At 48.8% G+C, this 18,850-nt stretch carries 17 protein-coding genes; 4 read left to right on the top strand and 13 right to left on the bottom strand.

All coding sequences use genetic code 11. The features are described 5' to 3' along the window. Window positions 1–14: 14 nt before the first annotated feature. The 3 genes from ABFD83_10275 to rbr are packed head-to-tail and all read right to left on the bottom strand — an operon-like array spanning window position 15 to window position 2,739. Entirely contained in the window at window positions 15–815 is an 801-nt protein-coding gene (locus ABFD83_10275) for a class I SAM-dependent methyltransferase (GenBank protein ID MEN6357459.1), read from the bottom strand. Further along, window positions 815–2,155 (bottom strand): acetyl-CoA decarbonylase/synthase complex subunit gamma, encoded by a 1,341-nt coding sequence (acsC, locus tag ABFD83_10270; protein MEN6357458.1) that lies wholly within the window; start codon window positions 2,153–2,155, stop codon window positions 815–817. The genes ABFD83_10275 and acsC overlap by 1 nt, the downstream gene beginning before the upstream one ends. An 11-nt stretch (window positions 2,156–2,166) precedes the next feature. Continuing rightward, a complete protein-coding gene (gene rbr, locus ABFD83_10265; protein MEN6357457.1) occupies window positions 2,167–2,739 on the bottom strand; it encodes a rubrerythrin in 573 nt (190 codons plus the stop codon). A 432-nt stretch (window positions 2,740–3,171) separates the two neighbouring features. Here rbr and ABFD83_10260 point away from each other — a divergent pair, with 432 nt between their 5' ends. Next, entirely contained in the window at window positions 3,172–5,127 is a 1,956-nt protein-coding gene (locus ABFD83_10260; GenBank protein MEN6357456.1) for a type ISP restriction/modification enzyme, read from the top strand. Window positions 5,128–5,278: 151 nt separating this feature from the next. Here ABFD83_10260 and pfkA read toward each other — a convergent pair whose 3' ends face one another. From pfkA to ABFD83_10240, 4 genes are all read right to left on the bottom strand, one after another. Next, window positions 5,279–6,250, bottom strand: a complete 972-nt coding sequence (gene pfkA, locus ABFD83_10255) for a 6-phosphofructokinase (protein MEN6357455.1) — start codon at window positions 6,248–6,250, stop codon at window positions 5,279–5,281. Between the two features lie 32 nt (window positions 6,251–6,282). Next, window positions 6,283–6,945, bottom strand: coding sequence for a hypothetical protein (locus ABFD83_10250; GenBank protein MEN6357454.1), 663 nt, complete (start codon window positions 6,943–6,945; stop codon window positions 6,283–6,285). 12 nt (window positions 6,946–6,957) lie between these two features. Beyond that, on the bottom strand, window positions 6,958–7,953 hold the full coding sequence (locus ABFD83_10245) for a site-specific DNA-methyltransferase (protein ID MEN6357453.1): 996 nt from the start codon (window positions 7,951–7,953) through the stop codon (window positions 6,958–6,960). Window positions 7,954–8,201: 248 nt separating this feature from the next. Next, a complete protein-coding gene (locus ABFD83_10240) occupies window positions 8,202–9,155 on the bottom strand; it encodes a DUF5666 domain-containing protein (protein MEN6357452.1) in 954 nt (317 codons plus the stop codon). Between the two features lie 179 nt (window positions 9,156–9,334). Between ABFD83_10240 and ABFD83_10235 the strand changes: the two genes are divergently transcribed. Genes ABFD83_10235 through ABFD83_10225 form a run of 3 tightly spaced genes read left to right on the top strand, consistent with a single transcriptional unit; the run spans window position 9,335 to window position 10,642 of the window. Then, a complete protein-coding gene (locus tag ABFD83_10235; protein ID MEN6357451.1) occupies window positions 9,335–9,889 on the top strand; it encodes a MarR family transcriptional regulator in 555 nt (184 codons plus the stop codon). A gap of 52 nt (window positions 9,890–9,941) precedes the next feature. Beyond that, window positions 9,942–10,376, top strand: a complete 435-nt coding sequence (gene nifU / locus ABFD83_10230) for a Fe-S cluster assembly scaffold protein NifU (protein ID MEN6357450.1) — start codon at window positions 9,942–9,944, stop codon at window positions 10,374–10,376. Window positions 10,377–10,417: 41 nt separating this feature from the next. Beyond that, the gene (locus tag ABFD83_10225) at window positions 10,418–10,642 is read left to right on the top strand and encodes a NifU family protein (protein ID MEN6357449.1); all 225 of its coding nucleotides are present in this window, start codon (window positions 10,418–10,420) and stop codon (window positions 10,640–10,642) included. Between the two features lie 370 nt (window positions 10,643–11,012). On the opposite strand, the gene ABFD83_10220 is transcribed toward ABFD83_10225, so the two are convergent. From ABFD83_10220 to ABFD83_10195, 6 genes are all read right to left on the bottom strand, one after another. Then, window positions 11,013–12,809 carry a sugar-binding domain-containing protein gene (locus ABFD83_10220; protein ID MEN6357448.1) on the bottom strand — a complete coding sequence of 599 codons (1,797 nt, stop codon included), beginning with the start codon at window positions 12,807–12,809 and terminating at the stop codon, window positions 11,013–11,015. A gap of 138 nt (window positions 12,810–12,947) precedes the next feature. Next, window positions 12,948–14,759 carry a sugar-binding domain-containing protein gene (locus ABFD83_10215; GenBank protein MEN6357447.1) on the bottom strand — a complete coding sequence of 604 codons (1,812 nt, stop codon included), beginning with the start codon at window positions 14,757–14,759 and terminating at the stop codon, window positions 12,948–12,950. A gap of 120 nt (window positions 14,760–14,879) precedes the next feature. Further along, window positions 14,880–15,485 (bottom strand): hypothetical protein, encoded by a 606-nt coding sequence (locus ABFD83_10210; protein MEN6357446.1) that lies wholly within the window; start codon window positions 15,483–15,485, stop codon window positions 14,880–14,882. A gap of 272 nt (window positions 15,486–15,757) precedes the next feature. Then, window positions 15,758–16,834 (bottom strand): PAS domain S-box protein, encoded by a 1,077-nt coding sequence (locus tag ABFD83_10205; GenBank protein ID MEN6357445.1) that lies wholly within the window; start codon window positions 16,832–16,834, stop codon window positions 15,758–15,760. Continuing rightward, the gene (ercA, locus tag ABFD83_10200) at window positions 16,818–17,984 is read right to left on the bottom strand and encodes an alcohol dehydrogenase-like regulatory protein ErcA (protein ID MEN6357444.1); all 1,167 of its coding nucleotides are present in this window, start codon (window positions 17,982–17,984) and stop codon (window positions 16,818–16,820) included. The genes ABFD83_10205 and ercA overlap by 17 nt, the downstream gene beginning before the upstream one ends. Window positions 17,985–18,110: 126 nt before the next feature. After that, the gene (locus ABFD83_10195; GenBank protein MEN6357443.1) at window positions 18,111–18,758 is read right to left on the bottom strand and encodes a YjbH domain-containing protein; all 648 of its coding nucleotides are present in this window, start codon (window positions 18,756–18,758) and stop codon (window positions 18,111–18,113) included. Between the last annotated feature and the right edge of the window lie 92 nt (window positions 18,759–18,850).

Here is an 18,850-nt window from a genome sequence, read left to right as displayed (position 1 = left end):
TTCCCTACTCCCTTTTACGATGCCACAAACATTCCGCTGTTTTTTGTGATTTTGAGCGATCCGTTTCGGCTTATTTCTTGCTCAACAATATTCAGAAAAACATCGCGACCGTATTCATTCATCAGAGGTGTGCTGTCGCTGGTCGAGAATATATAGTCCACAACCGGTTTTGCCTCAGGAACCAGGAGATAGTCATCATACATGAAAAGCCCTACATTATCAAAAAACTCACGCAACTGCTGCACGCCGTTTTCCAGACCGAACTCGGTCTGAACACCATCAAGTACAAGATCGATGTGTGGATCAACCTGATCGCATATTGCCTGCAGCTCGCGCATGTGGCCAAACCCTATAGTGGAAGCATAGAGTTTGCCGCCGGGCTCTAGCACCCGTTTGATCTCAGAGAGAGCCTTAACCCGGTCGGGGACATGGTAGAGCATGTGATCAGCAATTACTGCGTCGAACTCTGCATTAGCGTAAGGGATATCCTGCGCGTCTACCACATCATACTCGAAATGATGCGGCACATTTGCAAGGTTTACCTTTGCCTGCTCAAGTATGCCTTTTGAGAAATCGGTGAGCGTGACTGCCCAGCCCTTGGATATGCGGTGTGAATTTGATTTCCACAGGCTGCCGGTCCCACATCCAAGTTCCAGTATTTTGCACTCTTGCGGCAGATCAAAGTGATCGAATATCCAGTTTAGCAATCCCTGTTTATTTACGCTGAACCGGTGAAGTTGAATGCGAGCATTCAGTGCACAAGCGTCTTTATACTGGCTGCCAAGCAGAAAGCTCTGATCATTGTGTTTGTCCATTATGCAACCAGCATCTTCATATAAGGCCCCAGGTCGGAAGCCTCCTGCGGGCCGACGGATATCTCCCAGCCGGGCAGGTTTTCTTCCAGTTCACCGCTTATTTGTGAAACGTAGCCCGGAATCACCAGTTTGCGGCTCTTGATCTTATCGGCTAAGCCCGACTCTTTGATGAACGCCGCAATCTTCTCGCCTGAGAACTTGCCTGCAGCCCATGCGGTGAGCACGCTCATACCCTCAGCGTCGACTATCGCCAGATGCGCGGGCACGCCTGAGTTTTCGACTTCGCCGGAGACTATGAAATACGTGAGAGAAAAGTTTGTGGTAACCAGCACAGGCGAGTCCTCACCGGCATCGCCAATCGGGTAGATCTTAGGCTCCACCTGGATCGGCTTCTGCGGGTCGGTAAAGATATTCTGCCGCAGCATCATCATAGGCAGCAGAGCTTCATAGGCAAGGCTGTCTACTACAAGTATAGAAGCGTATTTGCAGATCAGGCTGGATGCGTCAGCCACCAAATTCGGCATATCCCTGCCATTAAGGAAGTTGATGACCGGATAACCCATAGGCTCATATGTGTTCTTCAATGCCGATTTACGTATTATCGTGTTGTATTGAATCGCGGCGGCCGGGTTATCGGACGGCAGGTCGAGCACTATATCCTGCACGCCGAGATTTGCCAGTTTAGCCGTAAGCTCTGCAAGCTCATCCAGAGAATTGGCGCGCGCAACTAACGGAGCTTTGTAATCGAGAGCGAGCTTAGCCATCACTTCAATGTTATCAACCGTGGCGGCATGGATCAGTGGCCTTTGACCATCCAGAGCCTTTAGCGCCGCCTCTATAGCGTCAGGTTTGTCCCTCTTAAGCACGGCTGCGCGGCCTGTAGTGCCGACCACTTCTTTCACTGCCGAGACAAACGGTTCCACCTCGCCTGTCACGTTCTCGATCAGGACAATATCGAGCGTGAGCTGCTCGCCGACTCTCTCCAGGCAGTAATCGCGTACGATAGCCGTCCGGTGCGCCAGATCATCCGGCCGCTGATCATCCGTAAACGCGACTGCTATAGCTGTCCGGTTCACGAATGTCTTATCATGCCGAAACATCACTATCTCGCCGCCGACCACAACTTCATGGTCTGCCGGACCGATTTTCACCGACCGTATAGGCGGTTTGCTGGCTGCCCCCAGCTTTTCCTTGGCTTCATCGGAAGCATACGGACATGCGGCGAGTTCGGCTGACTTCGCCGCTATCTTCATGGCAAAAGCCATGCAGGTGGGCACGCCGCACTCACCGCAGTTTGTCTTCGGCAGTAATTTGAAAATATCCAGACCTGTAAGCGCCATTAAAACCTCTTTTAGTTCTCTGTCAGTAGTTCGAAATAAGCCTGAGGATGCGCGCAAGCTGGGCACACTTTGGGGGCCTCTGTGCCTTCGTAGACATAGCCGCAGTTTCTGCAGCGCCACTTCATCGGGGTATCTCGCTTGAAGACTTTGCCTGTCTCGATATTGGCGGCAAAAGCATTATAGCGCTCTTCGTGATGCTTTTCGGCGACAGCTATAGCCTCGAACATTTTCGCGATACCGTCGAAACCCTCTTCCCTTGCTTCTTTTGCAAAATCGGGATACATCGAGCCCCATTCATGATTTTCGCCTGCGGCAGCAGCTTTAAGATTTTCGAGCGTGGAACCTATGACTCCGGCGGGAAATGCACCAGTTATCTCAACATCACCGCCCTCAAGAGTCTTGAAAAGGCGCTTTGCATGCTCTTTCTCCTGATTTGCAGTCTCCTCGAATATGGCAGCAATCTGCTCGTAGCCGTCTTTCTTTGCCTGGCTGGCAAAGTAAGTGTAACGATTACGCGCCTGTGATTCACCGGCAAATGCCGTCATCAGGTTCTTCTCTGTTTTGGTCCCTTTTAAATTCGACATATTACTTCTCCTCAAGAAAAATATGACATTCGCCCATTGTCAACCATCCAATATTCCTTTGATACAAGCTCAAAGATATCCTTCTTCACTTACGAGTGCATAGTATGCTTTGAGCACATAAGTGGAAACAGTTTATATACGCAAACAAACCACTTCAAATTTTAGATTGAGTATTTTTAATTGAGTATGTAAGCGTAATGCGAACTTAAATAGCGCCATTTTTCAGTCGGCGGAGGCCGACTTCGTGTCTTTGTTGCCGCGACTTCAGTCGCCTGGCGGTTAAAACCGCGGCTACAACCACACAAAGTCCCCCTGCGGGGACTAGAATCGTAAATTAATCCGCATCAGGCGTGAGTATTTAGTATTTTATATTTGGATTGGATATTTGGATTGGATATTGACTCGGCGGCCTTTGGATGATAACTTATTCTTATGGCTAACGCATTAACTCCACCAAAAATGGCAGCAATGCTTACGAAGATTGTTCATCAGGCTCAAGATAAGGACATCAGCCAGGACATACAATACCAAGTCTACAGCGTTTTATTAGATAATCTGCTACAAGCATCCGCCGCATCGACTAATAACACCCGGATTGCCGAACAGGTCAATGCTGTCCTCAATCAAGTCGATTTCCAACAGGTTTTCTCTCAATATATGAAGGAGAGCAAGGACCCGGCAGTTTACTTCTTTGAGGAATTTACCAGGGCTTGCGACCGGACGGCATCAAAAAAACGAGGTGTGCACTATTCGCCTCCGGCAGTGGTCTCATACATGGTCCGTGGCGTTGAATCTATCTTGTCCGGCATATTCGGCATGACTATGCAGGATGCCGTAGTTATCGACCCCTGCTGCGGTATGGGGACTTTTCTCAAATACATCGAAGACAATTGCGACCACGGCAAGCTTATCGGTCTGGAACTTATGCCGACACCCGCAAAGCTTGCTTCGCGCATCTTGAAGAAGTCAGAGATCAGACAGATCAACAGCCTTGATGAGACAGATCTCGGGGTTGGAAACAAGATGCCCGTTATAATAGGAAACCCACCCTACTCCGGTCATTCGTCAAACGCAGGAAAGATAGATGACCTGCTCTCTGACTATAAAAATGGTCTCAATGAACGTAACTATAAATGGCTGCAGGACGATTACGTAAAGTTTATACGTATGGCTCAACAACATATAGATTCGGCTGGCGCGGGTATAGTCGCGTTCATTACAAACCACAGTTACATCTTCAATCCCACATTTCGAGTCATGCGCGAGAGCCTGATGCGCACATTCGACAGCATATACGTTCTGGACCTGAACGGTAATGCAAAGATAAATGCCATCAGCTCGGACGAGAATGTCTTCCCCATCCAGATGGGCGTAGCCATATCGTTTATGCTAAAAAATGCCGGTTGCACTCACAAACACATATATTACGCTCCATTGCACGGCACGCGCAGGCAAAAACTCGATACACTGGCAAATATGAGCTTCACCCAAACACCATGGGAAGACATCACACCACTAAAACCATTCAACCTGTTCATCCCGGTCGACAATGCCCTCCAGGAAGCATATTGCAGTTACCCATCGATCCTAGACCTGTTCAAAAAAGGCAGTGTAGGATTTGTCACTTCGCGCGACGCATTTGCTGTCGATAAAGACAAGCAAGCTCTGCTTGACCGCATTGCAGCCCTTAGAGACGGCAATATAGCGCCGGAGGAGATTCATAATCATTATGCCGTGGGTGACCTTGATATAGAAGCGGCAAGACACATTCTCCGGAATGATGCGAATTGGGAGAGCAGAATAGTAGAGGCTGTCTACAGGCCGTTCGACAGGCGATGGGTATATCTGTCAAAAGCGGTAATGGAGCGGCCAAGGCTGCCTTTTATGGAAAACATGCTTCACGACAATATCGCTCTGGCTGTCGGGCGTGCGGGTCGGGTTACCGGATCGAACGAGTGGGATGTAGTGTTCTGCGCAGACTGCCCCGCAGACCTCAATCTGTTTCGCAGGGGCGGAGCGATGTTTTTTCCGAAGTATATCTACACAGACGGGCACAAATCATCAAACCTCAAATCTGATCCAGACGGGCTATTCTTCTATATATACGCGATTTTGCACAGCGCGCAATACAGGAAGCGCTATGCAGACTTTCTCAGGTCGGACTACCCTCGCATCCCCATTACCCGTGATTCGCGTGTGTTTGATGCGCTTGTCGATCTGGCAAAGGAGCTTATCGCAGTCCATCTGATGCCTAATAAAGTATTCCCGGGAGAGATGTCGCAGATGACAATCGGAGGCTATAATATCCCATTGGGCAGCGCAGTTATCAGGACAAATGTGATCCGAGAGAAGATAGACGAAGTTATAATTGCCAACCCGTTGTGGTAGGTTTTTGGATGAGAATGCGTTTACCCTCCAGAAAAGATTCCTGGAGGGATAAAAATATCCAATACCTAATCCAGTTGCGCCCTCACCCCAACCCTCTCCCCCAGGAGAGGGAGCAAGCAAATAATCAATATCAAATACTATATACTAAATTTCAGTGTGCTAGCGGTTCTGCGAGCTTGAGGGCTTCTGCGCTGAGTTCCGGGCGTGTTGAGAGCACTGTGGCGAGGTCGGTCGTCACCATAGTGTTGCCTTTAATTCCGATCATCACCCCAGTGTTTCCCGACATCAGGTTGTCAACCGCAGCCGCGCCGAATCGCGTCCCGAGGAGCCTGTCGTAGCTGGACGGACTGCCTCCGCGCTGAACATGGCCCAGGACTGTCGATCTCGCGTCGTGGCCGGACTCCGTCACATACTCGATTAGTAGCTGAGTTATCGACTTTTCTGGCGTTGAAGCTCCTTCGGCAGCCACTATTATGAAATGCGGTTTGCCGCGCAGGAAAGCAGATTTGACTTCGCGTATTACGGCGTCTTTATCAACCTGTGTGCCGGGCAGAACAACCATCTCAGCGCCGCCCGCTATTCCGGACATAAGCGCCAGATAGCCGTGCTCCCTGCCCATGACTTCTATAATGAACGCGCGCTGGTGTGCGCTGGCAGTGTCCTTGATCTTGTCCATTGCATCGAGGATCGTATTCAAGGCAGTATCGACACCTATCGCCATCTCCGTGCCTGATATGTCATTGTCTATCGAGGCGGGAACTCCAATGACCGGAAAACCAAGGTCATTGAGGCATGCCGCCCCATTGAGAGAGCCGTCACCGCCGACCACGACCAGGCCGTCTATATTCCAGCCGTGAAGCACGTCGAGCGCTCTTGCCTGGCCCTCAGGCGTCTTGAACTCCATCGACCGGGCGCTCATAAGGATCGTGCCGCCCTGACGTATTATCCCGCCTACATCTCGTGATGTAAGCTCTTTGATCTCATTAGCCATCAGCCCGGCGTAACCCCGGGTGATGCCGTAGACCTCGGCTCCCGCAGCCATCCCGTATCTGACAACGGCTCTGACGCACGCATTCATTCCCGGCGCGTCCCCGCCGCTGGTTAATACTGCTATTCGTTTCATTAATTGGCTCCTTACTGCAGTTGTACACAGCCTTATTCTTGCATTGTCTGCCATCGAGCACGAACTCTCTCGAAGTATTCTATGCGCTTATGAATCTTTCCGATCTCTCGCGGATAGAATTCAAGGAGCGTATCACATAACTCAAGCATCCACTTCTTCCGTGAATATCCGGGGTTTATAGTAATAATGTTGGAATTTGCAATCTGAATTTGGCCCCAACCCAATGCACCAATCGTGAGACAGTCCCATCCGAAAAATTCTATGGGTGTAAAGCTGACCTTCGAAACTTTTGCATGAACACCTGACAGATCATAAGTAACCATTAGAACAACGAAATAATTCTTCGCATCCTCGTAAAACCTTGCCAAGCGCTCCACCGACGTAAGGTTAGGCATGTTAAATTTAGTACTCTCACGGTGAGTTTTTACATCAACCACATAGTAACAACCATTAATGTCTTCAAATGCCAAGTCTGCCATAGCACGTCTGGCAAAAGATGCCGAATATGTTGAACAAACTTCTCTACCCAAGATTGCCTCGCAATGCTCAGCCAATATATCTTGTATGGCATCTCCGACCGCCCGAGTACTCTTGGCAGTAACATTGGAAAGAAAGTCATCGTGCTGATTCAGAAAAGCTCGTATTTCCACTTCCGCATTCTTATATCTGCCGGTATCAAACAAGATGCTGGTCAATCTAGTTGTCTCCTAAAACTTTAATGATGGCTGCTCATCAACAGGCTCTTTTCTGACAGCTAAAGCACTGTTTCTCTCCCAGAACACTCCATCTCTATATCCTTGTATACTATTATCTCGCTCAGCCAGATCAATTCTATACTCTGCCCAAAGGCAATATTGTTCATCAATTTCAATACCTAAATAACGGCGACCCAGTTTTCTTGCAACAACAGAAGTGGTGCCACTTCCAAGAAATGGATCAAAAACAAAGTCACCAGGGTTCGAACTGGCTAACATCAATTTAGCGATCAGTTTTTCACTCTTTTGTGTAGGATGATCAGTATTCTCAGGCATTGACCAAAACGGTATGGTTATATCAGTCCAAAGATTTGATGGATGGGTATCGCGAAAGTTGCCTTCTTGTGTTAGCATCCAATCCTTTGGTTTGCCGTTATCGTCCGTATACGGAGCTATTACTTTGCGCCTTAATTTAACAGCATTTACATTAAAGGTATAATCATCAGATGTCGTACAGAACCAAATATCTTCACTATTATTCTTCCAGTTACGCTTTGCCCCGCGTCCTTTCTCGCGCTCCCAAGTAATCCGATTTTGTACACTAAAATGTTTCGTCAAAATTGAGTATACTGATTGGGAAGTCGTCCAATCGCAGCACACGTAAACCGATGCGTTGGCTTTGAGCAACGGCTTCAAGGCTTTTACCACATTCTCGAACCAAAACGAATAACCCTCAACGCTGGTTTTTGAAAATTTACGTCCATTGAACATCTTGTCAAGATTATAAGGAGGATCGAGGATCATCAGATCTACAAACGCAGGCGGCAGTACTTCTGCCCAAGCAAGACAACTGCCCAGTATAGTACCATTAGGAGGCATGGTAAGCCGAGCAGTCGGTCTCCTTGTTATAAGACGTTCTTTCAACACTGAAATCTGTTTGTCGTTAAGACTTATGGTCTGGTTTCTTGGAGCACGCTTTAGTCGTGTGCAAGACGTCGCTTCAGCCATAACGTTGATATCAATTGTTTCCATTTCCATGAGTGTTATTATAGCAGATCAGCATTCTTTGTGGCGTATCTAGCTGACATGTCAACAGTTTTCCTCAATACAACACCGCTCATCAAACCTCCTCAATAGCCACATAGTTGTTCTCTAACCGACCAGCCATTCCTCTTTCGTAAATTCAAAAGCCCCCAGATCACATGTCCGGAGGCCCAATGGTCGATATGTTGCCCGCTCGGTTATTGAATGTGGCTTTATGGAGCGCTTATTATCTGGATATGCTGCGCGGCATAGCCAGTCCCAGGACTGCCATAACCGGTCATCTTGACCCTCATGCCGGCTTTCAAATCCATGAAGGACATACGTTTAAGCTGCCACTGCACTATTGTATCTTCGTCAACCACAATCACCAGTTCGGAGGTCTCAGTCCTCATCCTGAAAGTGAACGAAGGATAGTCCACCTGCTCGATCAGCCCGGCCACACTTGCAGGTGTAAGCGGAAGCGCGTTTTCAGCCTCGGTCCTGGTCCGGGTTATACGAATCACCTGCGCCTGCACTTCGTTGACTCCTACAAGGCTGCCCGATATCTTAACAGCGTCACCCTGATTCAACTGACCAAGGCCGATTGTCGTTGCTCCATATATCAGAGGAATACCTCCTACGTCTATCGTAAAGTGACCGCTGGGTGTTTGTATCTTGAGCCGTTTGCCTGAGTAGTCTATGTCAGTGATCAGTCCCCTGCCCTGCCATTGATTGCCGCATGGAGCGCATGCCCCCTGCCCTGGCTGGGCAGTATCTTTTTCGACTATAATCCTGACCTCCTTTGCCGGACCTGCCCCCTCGGATGCTGCGCCTGCAGGCTGTTCCTCGCCAGTAAACACTCTCACCCGAGCCGCATCGATCTTGCACCCATCATCGACTGTGCCGTAGACTCTCACAGTATCACCGACTTTCGGCACATAATGCTCGACCTGGGAATTACCTACCATCACCTCTGAGTTATGTGTGTCAATCTTATATGTAACGTTGTCCTTGCCTTGCAAGTAGAACACCGGACCATCTACTTTTGTGACTGTCCCTGTAGCCAGCCATGTTTGGCCGACAGGCGTATTGATATTACACTGCTCACCGTTTGCGAAAGTGCCCGAATGCATGGCTGCCATAGCCACACCGACTAATAACAATGCTGCGATTTTTGTAAGCTGCATGCTTTGCTGGCCTCCTTCACTACGAGGCTCGAAAGCCCTGTCTATCCTCAATAGAGGTGTACCCTTGCCCAACATGCGCCAAACTGTGCTCGATGGATGAAAAATGTTTCAGCAGGGCTGGTTATAATAACGCATGCAGTGGTATAATACAGTTGCTTATTAGTTAAGGGGCTTAATCAATGACTGCTGAGCGAAATGAAATAAATAGAGACTCGGCTCAATATGCGGAGATAATAGCGGAAGTTTTCGTGGAGACGGTTCAGAAAGCTGCGTCGGATGCAATGTATTGCCAACACTGCGGCGAAGAGATAACTCGATCACTGATGGAATGCCTGCAGTATGTTTTTCTCCATGGAGCTTCGCCAATCCGTAAAATAGCAATCGGGCTTGAAGTGAGCCTCTCGGCGGCAAGCCAGTTGGTCGACCGGCTCGTCAAGAAGGGTCTGGTCACCAGAAGTGAAGACGTAACCGACCGCAGGCTCACCAGCATCGAACTGACTGATGCCGGGCGCGGAGTTGTAGAAGGAATGCGGCAGAGAAAGTCGAAGTGGTTCGAGACCGTAATAGAAAGCATGCCGGAAAAGAAAAGGCTCGCGCTTCTTGAAGGGCTCGAAAGTTTCCTGAAGGCATCGCTTGCAGACGTTCAAAATATCGACCGCGCATGTGTAAAGTGCGGCATGGAGCACGTTTCGTTCTGTGTAATAAACAAACTCAAAGCAGAGCGGACGATTTAGTAATTTAGTATCTGAGATTTTATATTTAGTATTGATATGAAGGGGCACTATAATGAACCAGGGCTATAGCAACAAAGTAATGGAGCATTTCGCCAGCCCGCATAATGTAGGCGAAATACCCGATGCGGACGGCATCGGAAAAGTTGGAAACCCCGTGTGTGGGGATATCATGAACATGTATATAAAGGTCAAGGACAACGTCATAACAGACGTCAAATTCAAGACCTTCGGCTGTGGAGCTGCTATCGCTACAAGCAGCATGGCGACCGATCTCATAAAAGGCAAGACCCTGGACGAAGCGTTGAAACTCACTAATGACGCAGTGGCCGAAGCTCTGGGTGGCCTACCAAAGATAAAAATGCACTGCTCGGTGTTGGCGGAACAGGCCGTGCGCAGAGCAATAGACGACTATCTGGTCAAAACGACCGGCAAGGGACTCGACCTCAAGGCGGACGAGGACCTCCATCACGAAACGGTGGAAGCATAAACCTGAAGGGAGCAAACAAATTGACTGAACAGGCAAACGATCTGCGCGCAAAAGTGCAGGCTACACTAGAACAGGTCAGACCGTCGCTGCAGGCTGACGGAGGCGATGTAGAGCTTATCGACGTAGAAGGCACAGTGGCAAAAGTACGGCTCCAGGGAGCATGTCACGGCTGCCCCATGGCTGCAATGACACTTCAGATGGGAATCGAAAGAGTAATCAAGAGCCAGGTTCCTGAGATCACTGCTGTGGAGAACGTAACCGAGTAAACAGGCAACAGGTAACAGACAGCAGAACTATTACCTGTTGCCTGTTACCTGTTTTTTTTCGCATCGAAATCTTCAAGCCGGGTACTGATACCCCGAAGATTTTTCGCCCCGACGCGAGCGGGCAGATTTCGGGAGGCCAATATTTGAGCTGACTTGTGTAGACTCGTCTCGCAGGGCTGCGTCAAGCAGCGCTAATATTCTCTGCTGCGCCCAAGCGGCTCGTCTTTCACAGCCGACTGTATAACTGTCTTTGCCCATGGCCGTCCTCCACACAACTGAGCGGCAAACGAGTGTTGTATTATCTCACACTATGAGTTTTCCACGTAAAATGACCGGCCTATCCCCGTACTTTTGCGGGTTTATCAAAACCTTACAAGCGTGACCTTAACCCTGCTGCATGAATTTCCGCGATAACCTCCGGTGATACTTTTGGCTTGCGATCATAAGTCAGATAACCGTTTACCTCACCCTCCACATCATATAGCTGCACATATGAGAACCCGGCACATTCCGGCTCGGCCATCATAGCCAGGAAAAAGTCTCTATAGAGTGAGACATAACCATCAACATTATCAGCCGGGTCATGACCATAGGGTTTCCACTGGCCCATCGGCATATGGTCCTTGATCCACCAGTTGCCCGTCTCACTGATAACAACCGGCTGGCCGGCATGCTTAAAGCCGTCACAGTAAGTAGGAGTATTCGGCCAGGCCATAAAATTGTCCGTTTCAGCTATGGACTTGCGCCAGTCGTTCCACCACCTAACGACATCTTTTCCATCCTTAGGGTTCACATGCAGATCGACAATATCAGTCTTTGTATGACAATAGCCGCTGTTATCGACAACCGGTCTGGTCGGATCGAGTGCCTTAGTTGTCTCATAAAGCCGAACTTTCGCCTGGTTCATTGCATCATCATCGTATGCTTTGCGTTCATTCGACGGCACCCATCCTATAATGCATGGATGATTGATATCCCGCTTAACGCATGCAGTCCACTCTTTAAGAAAACCATCCAAATTGGCCACGATATCCGCGGACCAATCGGCCATTTCAGCCCAGATAGTAAGGCCCAGTTTGTCGCACCAGTAATGGAACCGAGGCTCGGCTACAATCTGATGCTTGCGCACATGATTGAGGCCGTATTTCTTTGCCCACTCTACATCCGCTCGCAGCGCATCGTCCGTGGGTGGTGTGTATATACCATCGGGATAATAGCCCTGGTCTAGAGCCGAGATTACAAAGAAAGGCTTGTTATTGAGATATATCTTCCCGTCTTTGATCTCTATTTTTCTGAAACCGAAGTAGGTAGCCACACTGTCGACTGCGCCGCCATCAGCAGAATTAAGACTCAGGTGAAGATCGTAAAGGTTCGGTTCATCAGTTGACCACAATCGTGCATCCGGCACACTTATAGAAAGCGTCGCTTTTCCCTGATTGACCGTAACACTTCCACACGCCGCTTCTTTGCCGCTAAAGGACGCAACTGCAGTCAGGCTCAAGTCTTTGCAGGTGCCGTCTATCTCAGCGCTGATAGTCAGCTCGCCACTATCGGCATTATCGATCAGGCGCCAGTCTTTGATATATGTATCACCGACTGCTTCGAGCCATACAGTCTGCCAGATACCTGTGGTACGCATGTATATGCAGCCGGATGGATATCTCTCAGCAGATTGCTTGCCCCTGGGCTTGGCTTCGAGAGGATCATCGTGAACGCGCAGAGCCAATCGATTGCCGGTAGGTTTCACGACATCCGTAATATCAAACGAAAATGAATCATACCCGCCGACACGCTGTCCCAGATGATGACCATTTAGCCATACATCAGTGCGATAATCCACGGCTCCGAAGTGAAGCAAGATTCGTTTGCCCTGCATATTCTCGGGCACATCGAAAGACCGCGCATACCGGCATATTGTGTGCAGCTCTTCATCGTATACTCCACTGATCACGCTCTCCGGACAAAACGGGACCACTATCTTGCCGTCAAGCGGACTATCAGGGGAACCGGTATCATCAGGGTCAAAGGCAAAGTCCCAATCGCCGTTGAGATTTAACCAGTTCGCCCTAACCCTATCCGGCCTGGGGTGTTCAGGGCGAGGAACCTCGCCATATTCGCCTATAATCGATTCAATAGACCTGTGATCATATAGTTTCCAGTCTGACAATTTGCCTCTCCTTAAAAAACTGAGAGCGGAGAGTGGAGAGCTTAGAGCCCGGAACTGCCGCCACTCAGTTATAATACGATACCTAGTCGCCACTTCTTATTGGTTTTCTGATGGTCGAGGGCATTCCTGCCCGCCTGCCTAATCATAAAGCTCGCCTATTGATTCACGCAATTTGATCCCCTGAGCATGAACGTCAGCTATAAACTCTGGTGACACTTTCACTTTGCGATCGTACGTCAAATAGCCGTTGACTTCACCCTCAACATCATATAGCTGAACAAATGAGAAACCGGCGCATTCCGGCTCAGACATCAACTCCAGAAAGAACTTCTTGTATAGCTCCATATATTCCTCAAGATTGGCTGCGGGTCCTGTGCCGTTCGGTCTCCATTTGCCCATAGGAGGATGGTCCTCTATCCACCAGTTGCCTGTCTCGCTTATAACCAGAGGCTCACCTCGATACTTGAACCCATCGCAATAGGTGGGAGCATAATCATAGGCCTGGAAGTTGCCGGCCTCATTTATCTCTTTGCGCCACCTGGCGAACCACATATGCCAATCCTCACCCGGCAGTGGCCGTATATGCAGGTCGACCATATCGGTAATAGTGTGGCAAAACCCGCTGTTGTCAATCACGGGTCTGGTCGGGTCGAGAGATTTAGTAGCCTCATAGAACCGCACTTTAACGGCGCTCGCGTCGGCATTATCCCACTTCTGTTCCTCATTTTTTGGAATCCAGGCGATTATACACGGATGGTTAATATCTCTTTTCATGCATGCAGTCCACTCACGCAGGTGCTGGTCGGCATCAGTGCAAAAGTCCGGCTCGGTGCCCCAGTCCGGCATCTCTTCCCAGATGGTCAGCCCCAGCTTGTCGCACCAGTAGTGGAACCTTGGCTCGGCTATTATCTGGTGCTTGCGCACGTTATTGAGTCCGTATTTCTTTGCCCACTCCACGTCCGCGCGCAACGCATCATCAGTCGGAGGAGTATACAGCCCATCCGGGTAATAGCCCTGGTCGAGTGCCGAAATAAGAAAAAAGACCTTATCGTTGAAGTAAATCTTTCCGTTTTTGACATATGTGTTTCTGAAGCCAAAATATGTATCGACCGAGTCAACCTCACCGCCGTCGGGAGCGCTCAGGCTCAGTCGAAGGTCATAGAGATTGGGGCTTTCCGGCGACCATAAAAGATGATTTGGAATTGTTAATGACAGCTCACCAACCTCAGCCGATTGCCGCGCGACTTCTTTTCCATTACTATAGGCTATTGCCGTAAAGATCAAATCTTTTGCTGGGCCATCTATCTCAGCTTCAATCTTGAGTTCACCTGTCTCGATATTGTCTTGCAGAAGCCAGTCTTTGATATATGTATTGCCGACAGCCTCCAGCCAGACAGTCTGCCAAATGCCTGTTATTCGCATATAGCGGCAGCCCTCCGGGTATCTGGCCGGAGATTGTTTGCCGCGTTGCTTTATATCGTCAGGATTGTCATAGACTCGCAGGGCAAGACGATTGCCTGTCGGCTTTAATATATCGGTGACGTCAAATGAAAATGAGTCATACCCACCGATGTGTTTACCCAGATGGACGCCGTTGAGCCGGACATCGCTTTCATGGTCCACCGCTCCGAAGTGAAGCAGCACACGCCTGCCAATCAAATTCTGCGGCAGATCGAAGAAGCGGGCGTATCGGCAGATTGTGTGCAGATCCTCATCATACACACCGCTGAGCACGCTTTCCGGGCAAAACGGAACGACGATTTTGTTATCCAGAGGCTTTTCGGGCGCTCCGGTATCTTCGGGGTCAAATGCGAACTCCCAAACGCCATTAAGATTAAGCCAGTCGGGCCTGACACTCTCCGGTCTTGGATACTCGGGACGAGGAACACTGCCCAGTTCCTCTATGATTGATTCAACCGATCTGTGGTCATATAACTTCCAATCAGGCAAGATGAAGCTTCCCCCTAGACATCAAGCAAAACTTCGCTATAGTAGCGCACAAGAGGGCATATGTCAATAAATACTCGGCTAATAAAAGACGGATAATGAAGTATATGAGGTCTGAGACAACTACTGTCCACCGTTGTCCACAATAACAGGATCAACTACAGTAACTTTGACTAACCTTATGTATGTATCATTCGATTTCATAATCGAACTTACTCCGGTGACAACCACATACCGCCATAATGGATTTACAGTTATTTCTTTCGGCGTAACACAAATCACATTGACATTGCTGCCATCCTGCAGAGTAAAGGTATGCTCATCACAATATGTGACACATCCACACACACGGACAAAGGTTCCAATATTATTTAGTCCTTGGGCATCGGTAATTCCACGCTGCCCACCGCCTAAAGTGGAACCTCCGCCAAGACTTTTCAGATTCATAAACAGCGGCTCTATTGATGCTGACTCATGTGCCAAAGCCGACCAAGCGTCAATATAACGTTCACCATCTTTTGCTGTGGCGATACGTCCAACTACCGATACAAGCTTATCGCTGCTGATATCGTGACCGCTCTTTTCAACCCGAATTCCAGAAACCTGCTGCCCATTGACGACATGAGAGATGTAAAACTCATCTGGAAATATTGCAGTCGAAATATCGCCATCACATGTAACTAAAGCTCCATCTACTGCATTTTTAGCCGATCTTGCGTCGGTAGTCACATCTTCACATCCATATCTCGCTATATAGGCAGATACATTATCGTCAGCTAAAGTAAAACTACCGCCTGCGTATAGTAATGAATGTCTGGATATTTGTGTATTAGATAATTATGCACATATCATTATGAAACATACCATCTGAATGCTTGTTAGTCAACACCAAAATTGTTAAAGAGAAAGTCCTATCAGGAGACAATAGTTAATTCTTCGATCTTGGCAAGCATCTGAGGGGCAAGCATTATCGTTATTTATCAACAATAGCTACATCTCAACTAGACAAACGAGGAAATTGTCTCCCATGTATCGGGGATTTTAGAAAGTTCGGGAGCTCTCTCCACAAAATTCTTAATCAGAACAACTGTGGTGCCGTCCGGACCGGTTTTCAGCATTATGCGGTCGCATACCTCAAGCATTATTGAATACCCCATACCCAACGATGGTTTGGTCGAAAATCCCCGGCGCAGGACTGCACTGGGCAAAACAAGAGACTCTATCCCGGGACCATTGTCCGCTACCATCACCCAAATTTCGTTATCCGTCCTGCCCACATATACCCGTCCATATGAAGCATGCTTAAATGCATTGGTGATGACCTCTCCGACTGCGACAATCAGTGGATGCAAAGAATCTTCATTAAGACCATAGCTTCGAATAATACGCTCGACTTCATGTCGTGCATTGGACACATCCACTGCCTCACGCACATCCAGACTTGCCAGTGCGTTCTGAACGTATGGTTCAACATCCCTGGCATCGCAAATCTCGAGTTTCCCTTGGGTCACACTCAAAATGGTTTGTCTGTAAAACTTACGCTTCTGTTCCTCTAAGCTCTGCTCCAAAGCGCGTCTTTCTTCCTCCGCTTGCTTTCGCACAGTAATATCGCGCCCGACGGCAAGCAGGCGTTCTTTGCCGCCTATTTCGGCCAGACGAAAGTTCCATTCCATCCAAAACAATCGCCCTGATATGTGCTTCATTTGCCATTCAAACATCTGATACTCGCCGGAAATAGCTGCTTTCATTAGCTCAATGGCATGTTCCTGCGTATACGGTCGCTGACCCGAACTCAAGTCACCAGGGTAAAGACCAACAACTTCATCATGTGTATAGCCCAGCAAGTCAAACACGCGTTGGTTGGCATCAATGATTTTGAAGTCGATTGGATCGTGCACGATAATTACATCGTTGACCGAATTGTAAATCGCTCGAAACCGTGTCTCGCTCTCCTGCAGCTCACGCAGACGCCTCTGAAGTTCGGAGTAATAGCTCTTTCTTATCGACTCCTCTCCCAAACCAATCACTTTTTTGCGAAGTGATTCCCACTCATGCTGTAGGTCAGAAGGCTCGCTCATAAATATCCTCAATATCTTGTTGGCTCGGTTGTCTAACCGCAGTCGCAATATCAGGGTCGGCCATTGCTTTGCCGGCAAGTTCACGGATCATGGTGCGATCCAGTCCATATTTGCCAAGAGTGCCTGTAATGCCCACTGATTCTTGAAAACGGGTTAGTTCATTGATTATGTCAGTGCAAGCTTCTTCATCTCCTTTACCACTCAGGCGTAGACCCATAGCCTGCCCAATAGCCCGATATCTATCGGCTGCAGATGGAAAGTTGAACTCAACTACGTGGCGCAGCAAAATTGCATTTGACAGTCCATGCGCAATGTCTGTCGTACCACCCAGGCTGTGTGACATAGCATGCACCAATCCAAGGCCTGCGTTTGAAAAGGCAAAACCAGCATGCAGGCATGCTATTGCCATCCATCCTCTGAGTTCAATATTGAGCGGATCAGCAATAGACGCAGGCAGATAGTTGTGTACCAATCTAATAGCTTCTAGCGCAAAGAGATCGGTGATTGCCGATTGAGCGTTGGAGACATATGCCTCAAAGGCATGAGTGAGGGCGTCAAAGCCGGTATCAGCCGTCAGATCGGCTGGCAGTGTCGTCAGCGTGACAGGATCAACCAGGGAAACATCCGGCACTATGGCCTTGCTGACTATTGCAATCTTCACTTTTCTGGTTGTGTCTGTGATGATCGCAAATTGAGAAACATCAGCCGAACTTCCTCCGGTTGTAGGCACACATATTAGAGGCGGTATTGGAATACGCACCTCATCGACGCCCTCAAACTCCAGGATGTTGCGGTCGTTGGTGCTTACAATTCCGACGCCTTTAGCGCAGTCAATCGGGCTTCCTCCGCCAACTGCTATTATGGAATTGCACTGCTCGGCCAGATAGACTTCGGAGCCGGACAAAACCTCATTATCTCGAGGATTTGGAGACACATTCTCAAAGACCACATAAGGCAGCCCGGCATCTCGCAGCCCCGTCATGACATCATCCGTCCATCCGCACGCAATTACTCCTGGGTCCGTTACGACCAAGACTTTACGCGCGCCCAAGTTGAGCGCGTATTTGGCAGCCAGGTTTCGCGCGTCCGCGCCAAAAACACATTCGGGCGCAACAAATTTTCGTAGTTCAAGTATTCCGCCGCTTGGCATCTGTGAGGCCTCGTGTTTTTATTGCTTATACCCTCTATTTGCCCACAGACAACAATAGCGCAGTGCTTATTTTTAAGCACTGCGCTATAAACCAAACACTCAATATAAAATACTAAGTATTAAATGTCAGAATCCTTTGTTGAAGTTCAGGCCAAAGCCTATGTTATCACCGTCAATAAGGTCTACATGGGCTCTGATACCACCGCTGGCAGCAAACTGCAGGCCTACATTTAAGTTTTCGGTATCGTATTCGGTCATAAGTGTCAACTTGTCGCTGAGAACGGCGGACAAACCGGCGAACACGCCGTCAAGCGAACCGTCTCCAAAGCCGATACTTCCCTTGAGCTGGCGCAGGGTCAGTTTCGGTATGTCAAGAGTCTTGGTAACGACCACGTATGGAGTGGAATCGATCTCGTCAGTAAGGTCACTAACACCGAAAGCAACTCCGGGGGTTGCGAATGTCTCTTTCAAGATTGCGTACTTTGCATTTAAGGCGGTCTTGCTGTCACCTTCATCCGGGTCTATAAGCGCAGCGCCTACTTCCAGGCCGTCAATGACCCCAACGTTAGCAGAGAAAAATGATATGTCGTCGTCATCACTGCTGACAAATGCAGCTCCAGCATTCACACCTCCCATATTGAGTGTATCGGCGGTTGGTGTGAAGATCAGCCCTGTGTAGCCGGGATATGCCGGTGCGGCAGCAGACCCGCTTGCAATAATTGCCGTCGCCATTACGACCAGCGCCAACAAAACAGAAAATTTTGAATTGAACATTTCTTCTATAATCCTCCATGTTGCAGATTAAGCTCTATAATATGCAAAGACGCAATTGATGAGCAGTTATCTACCTGCCAGAGAGGATTATT

The sequence above is a fragment of the Armatimonadota bacterium genome, from assembly GCA_039679645.1.
GTDB lineage: Bacteria > Armatimonadota > UBA5829 > UBA5829 > UBA5829 > UBA5829.
This window is presented reverse-complemented; position numbering and strand designations above follow the sequence as displayed.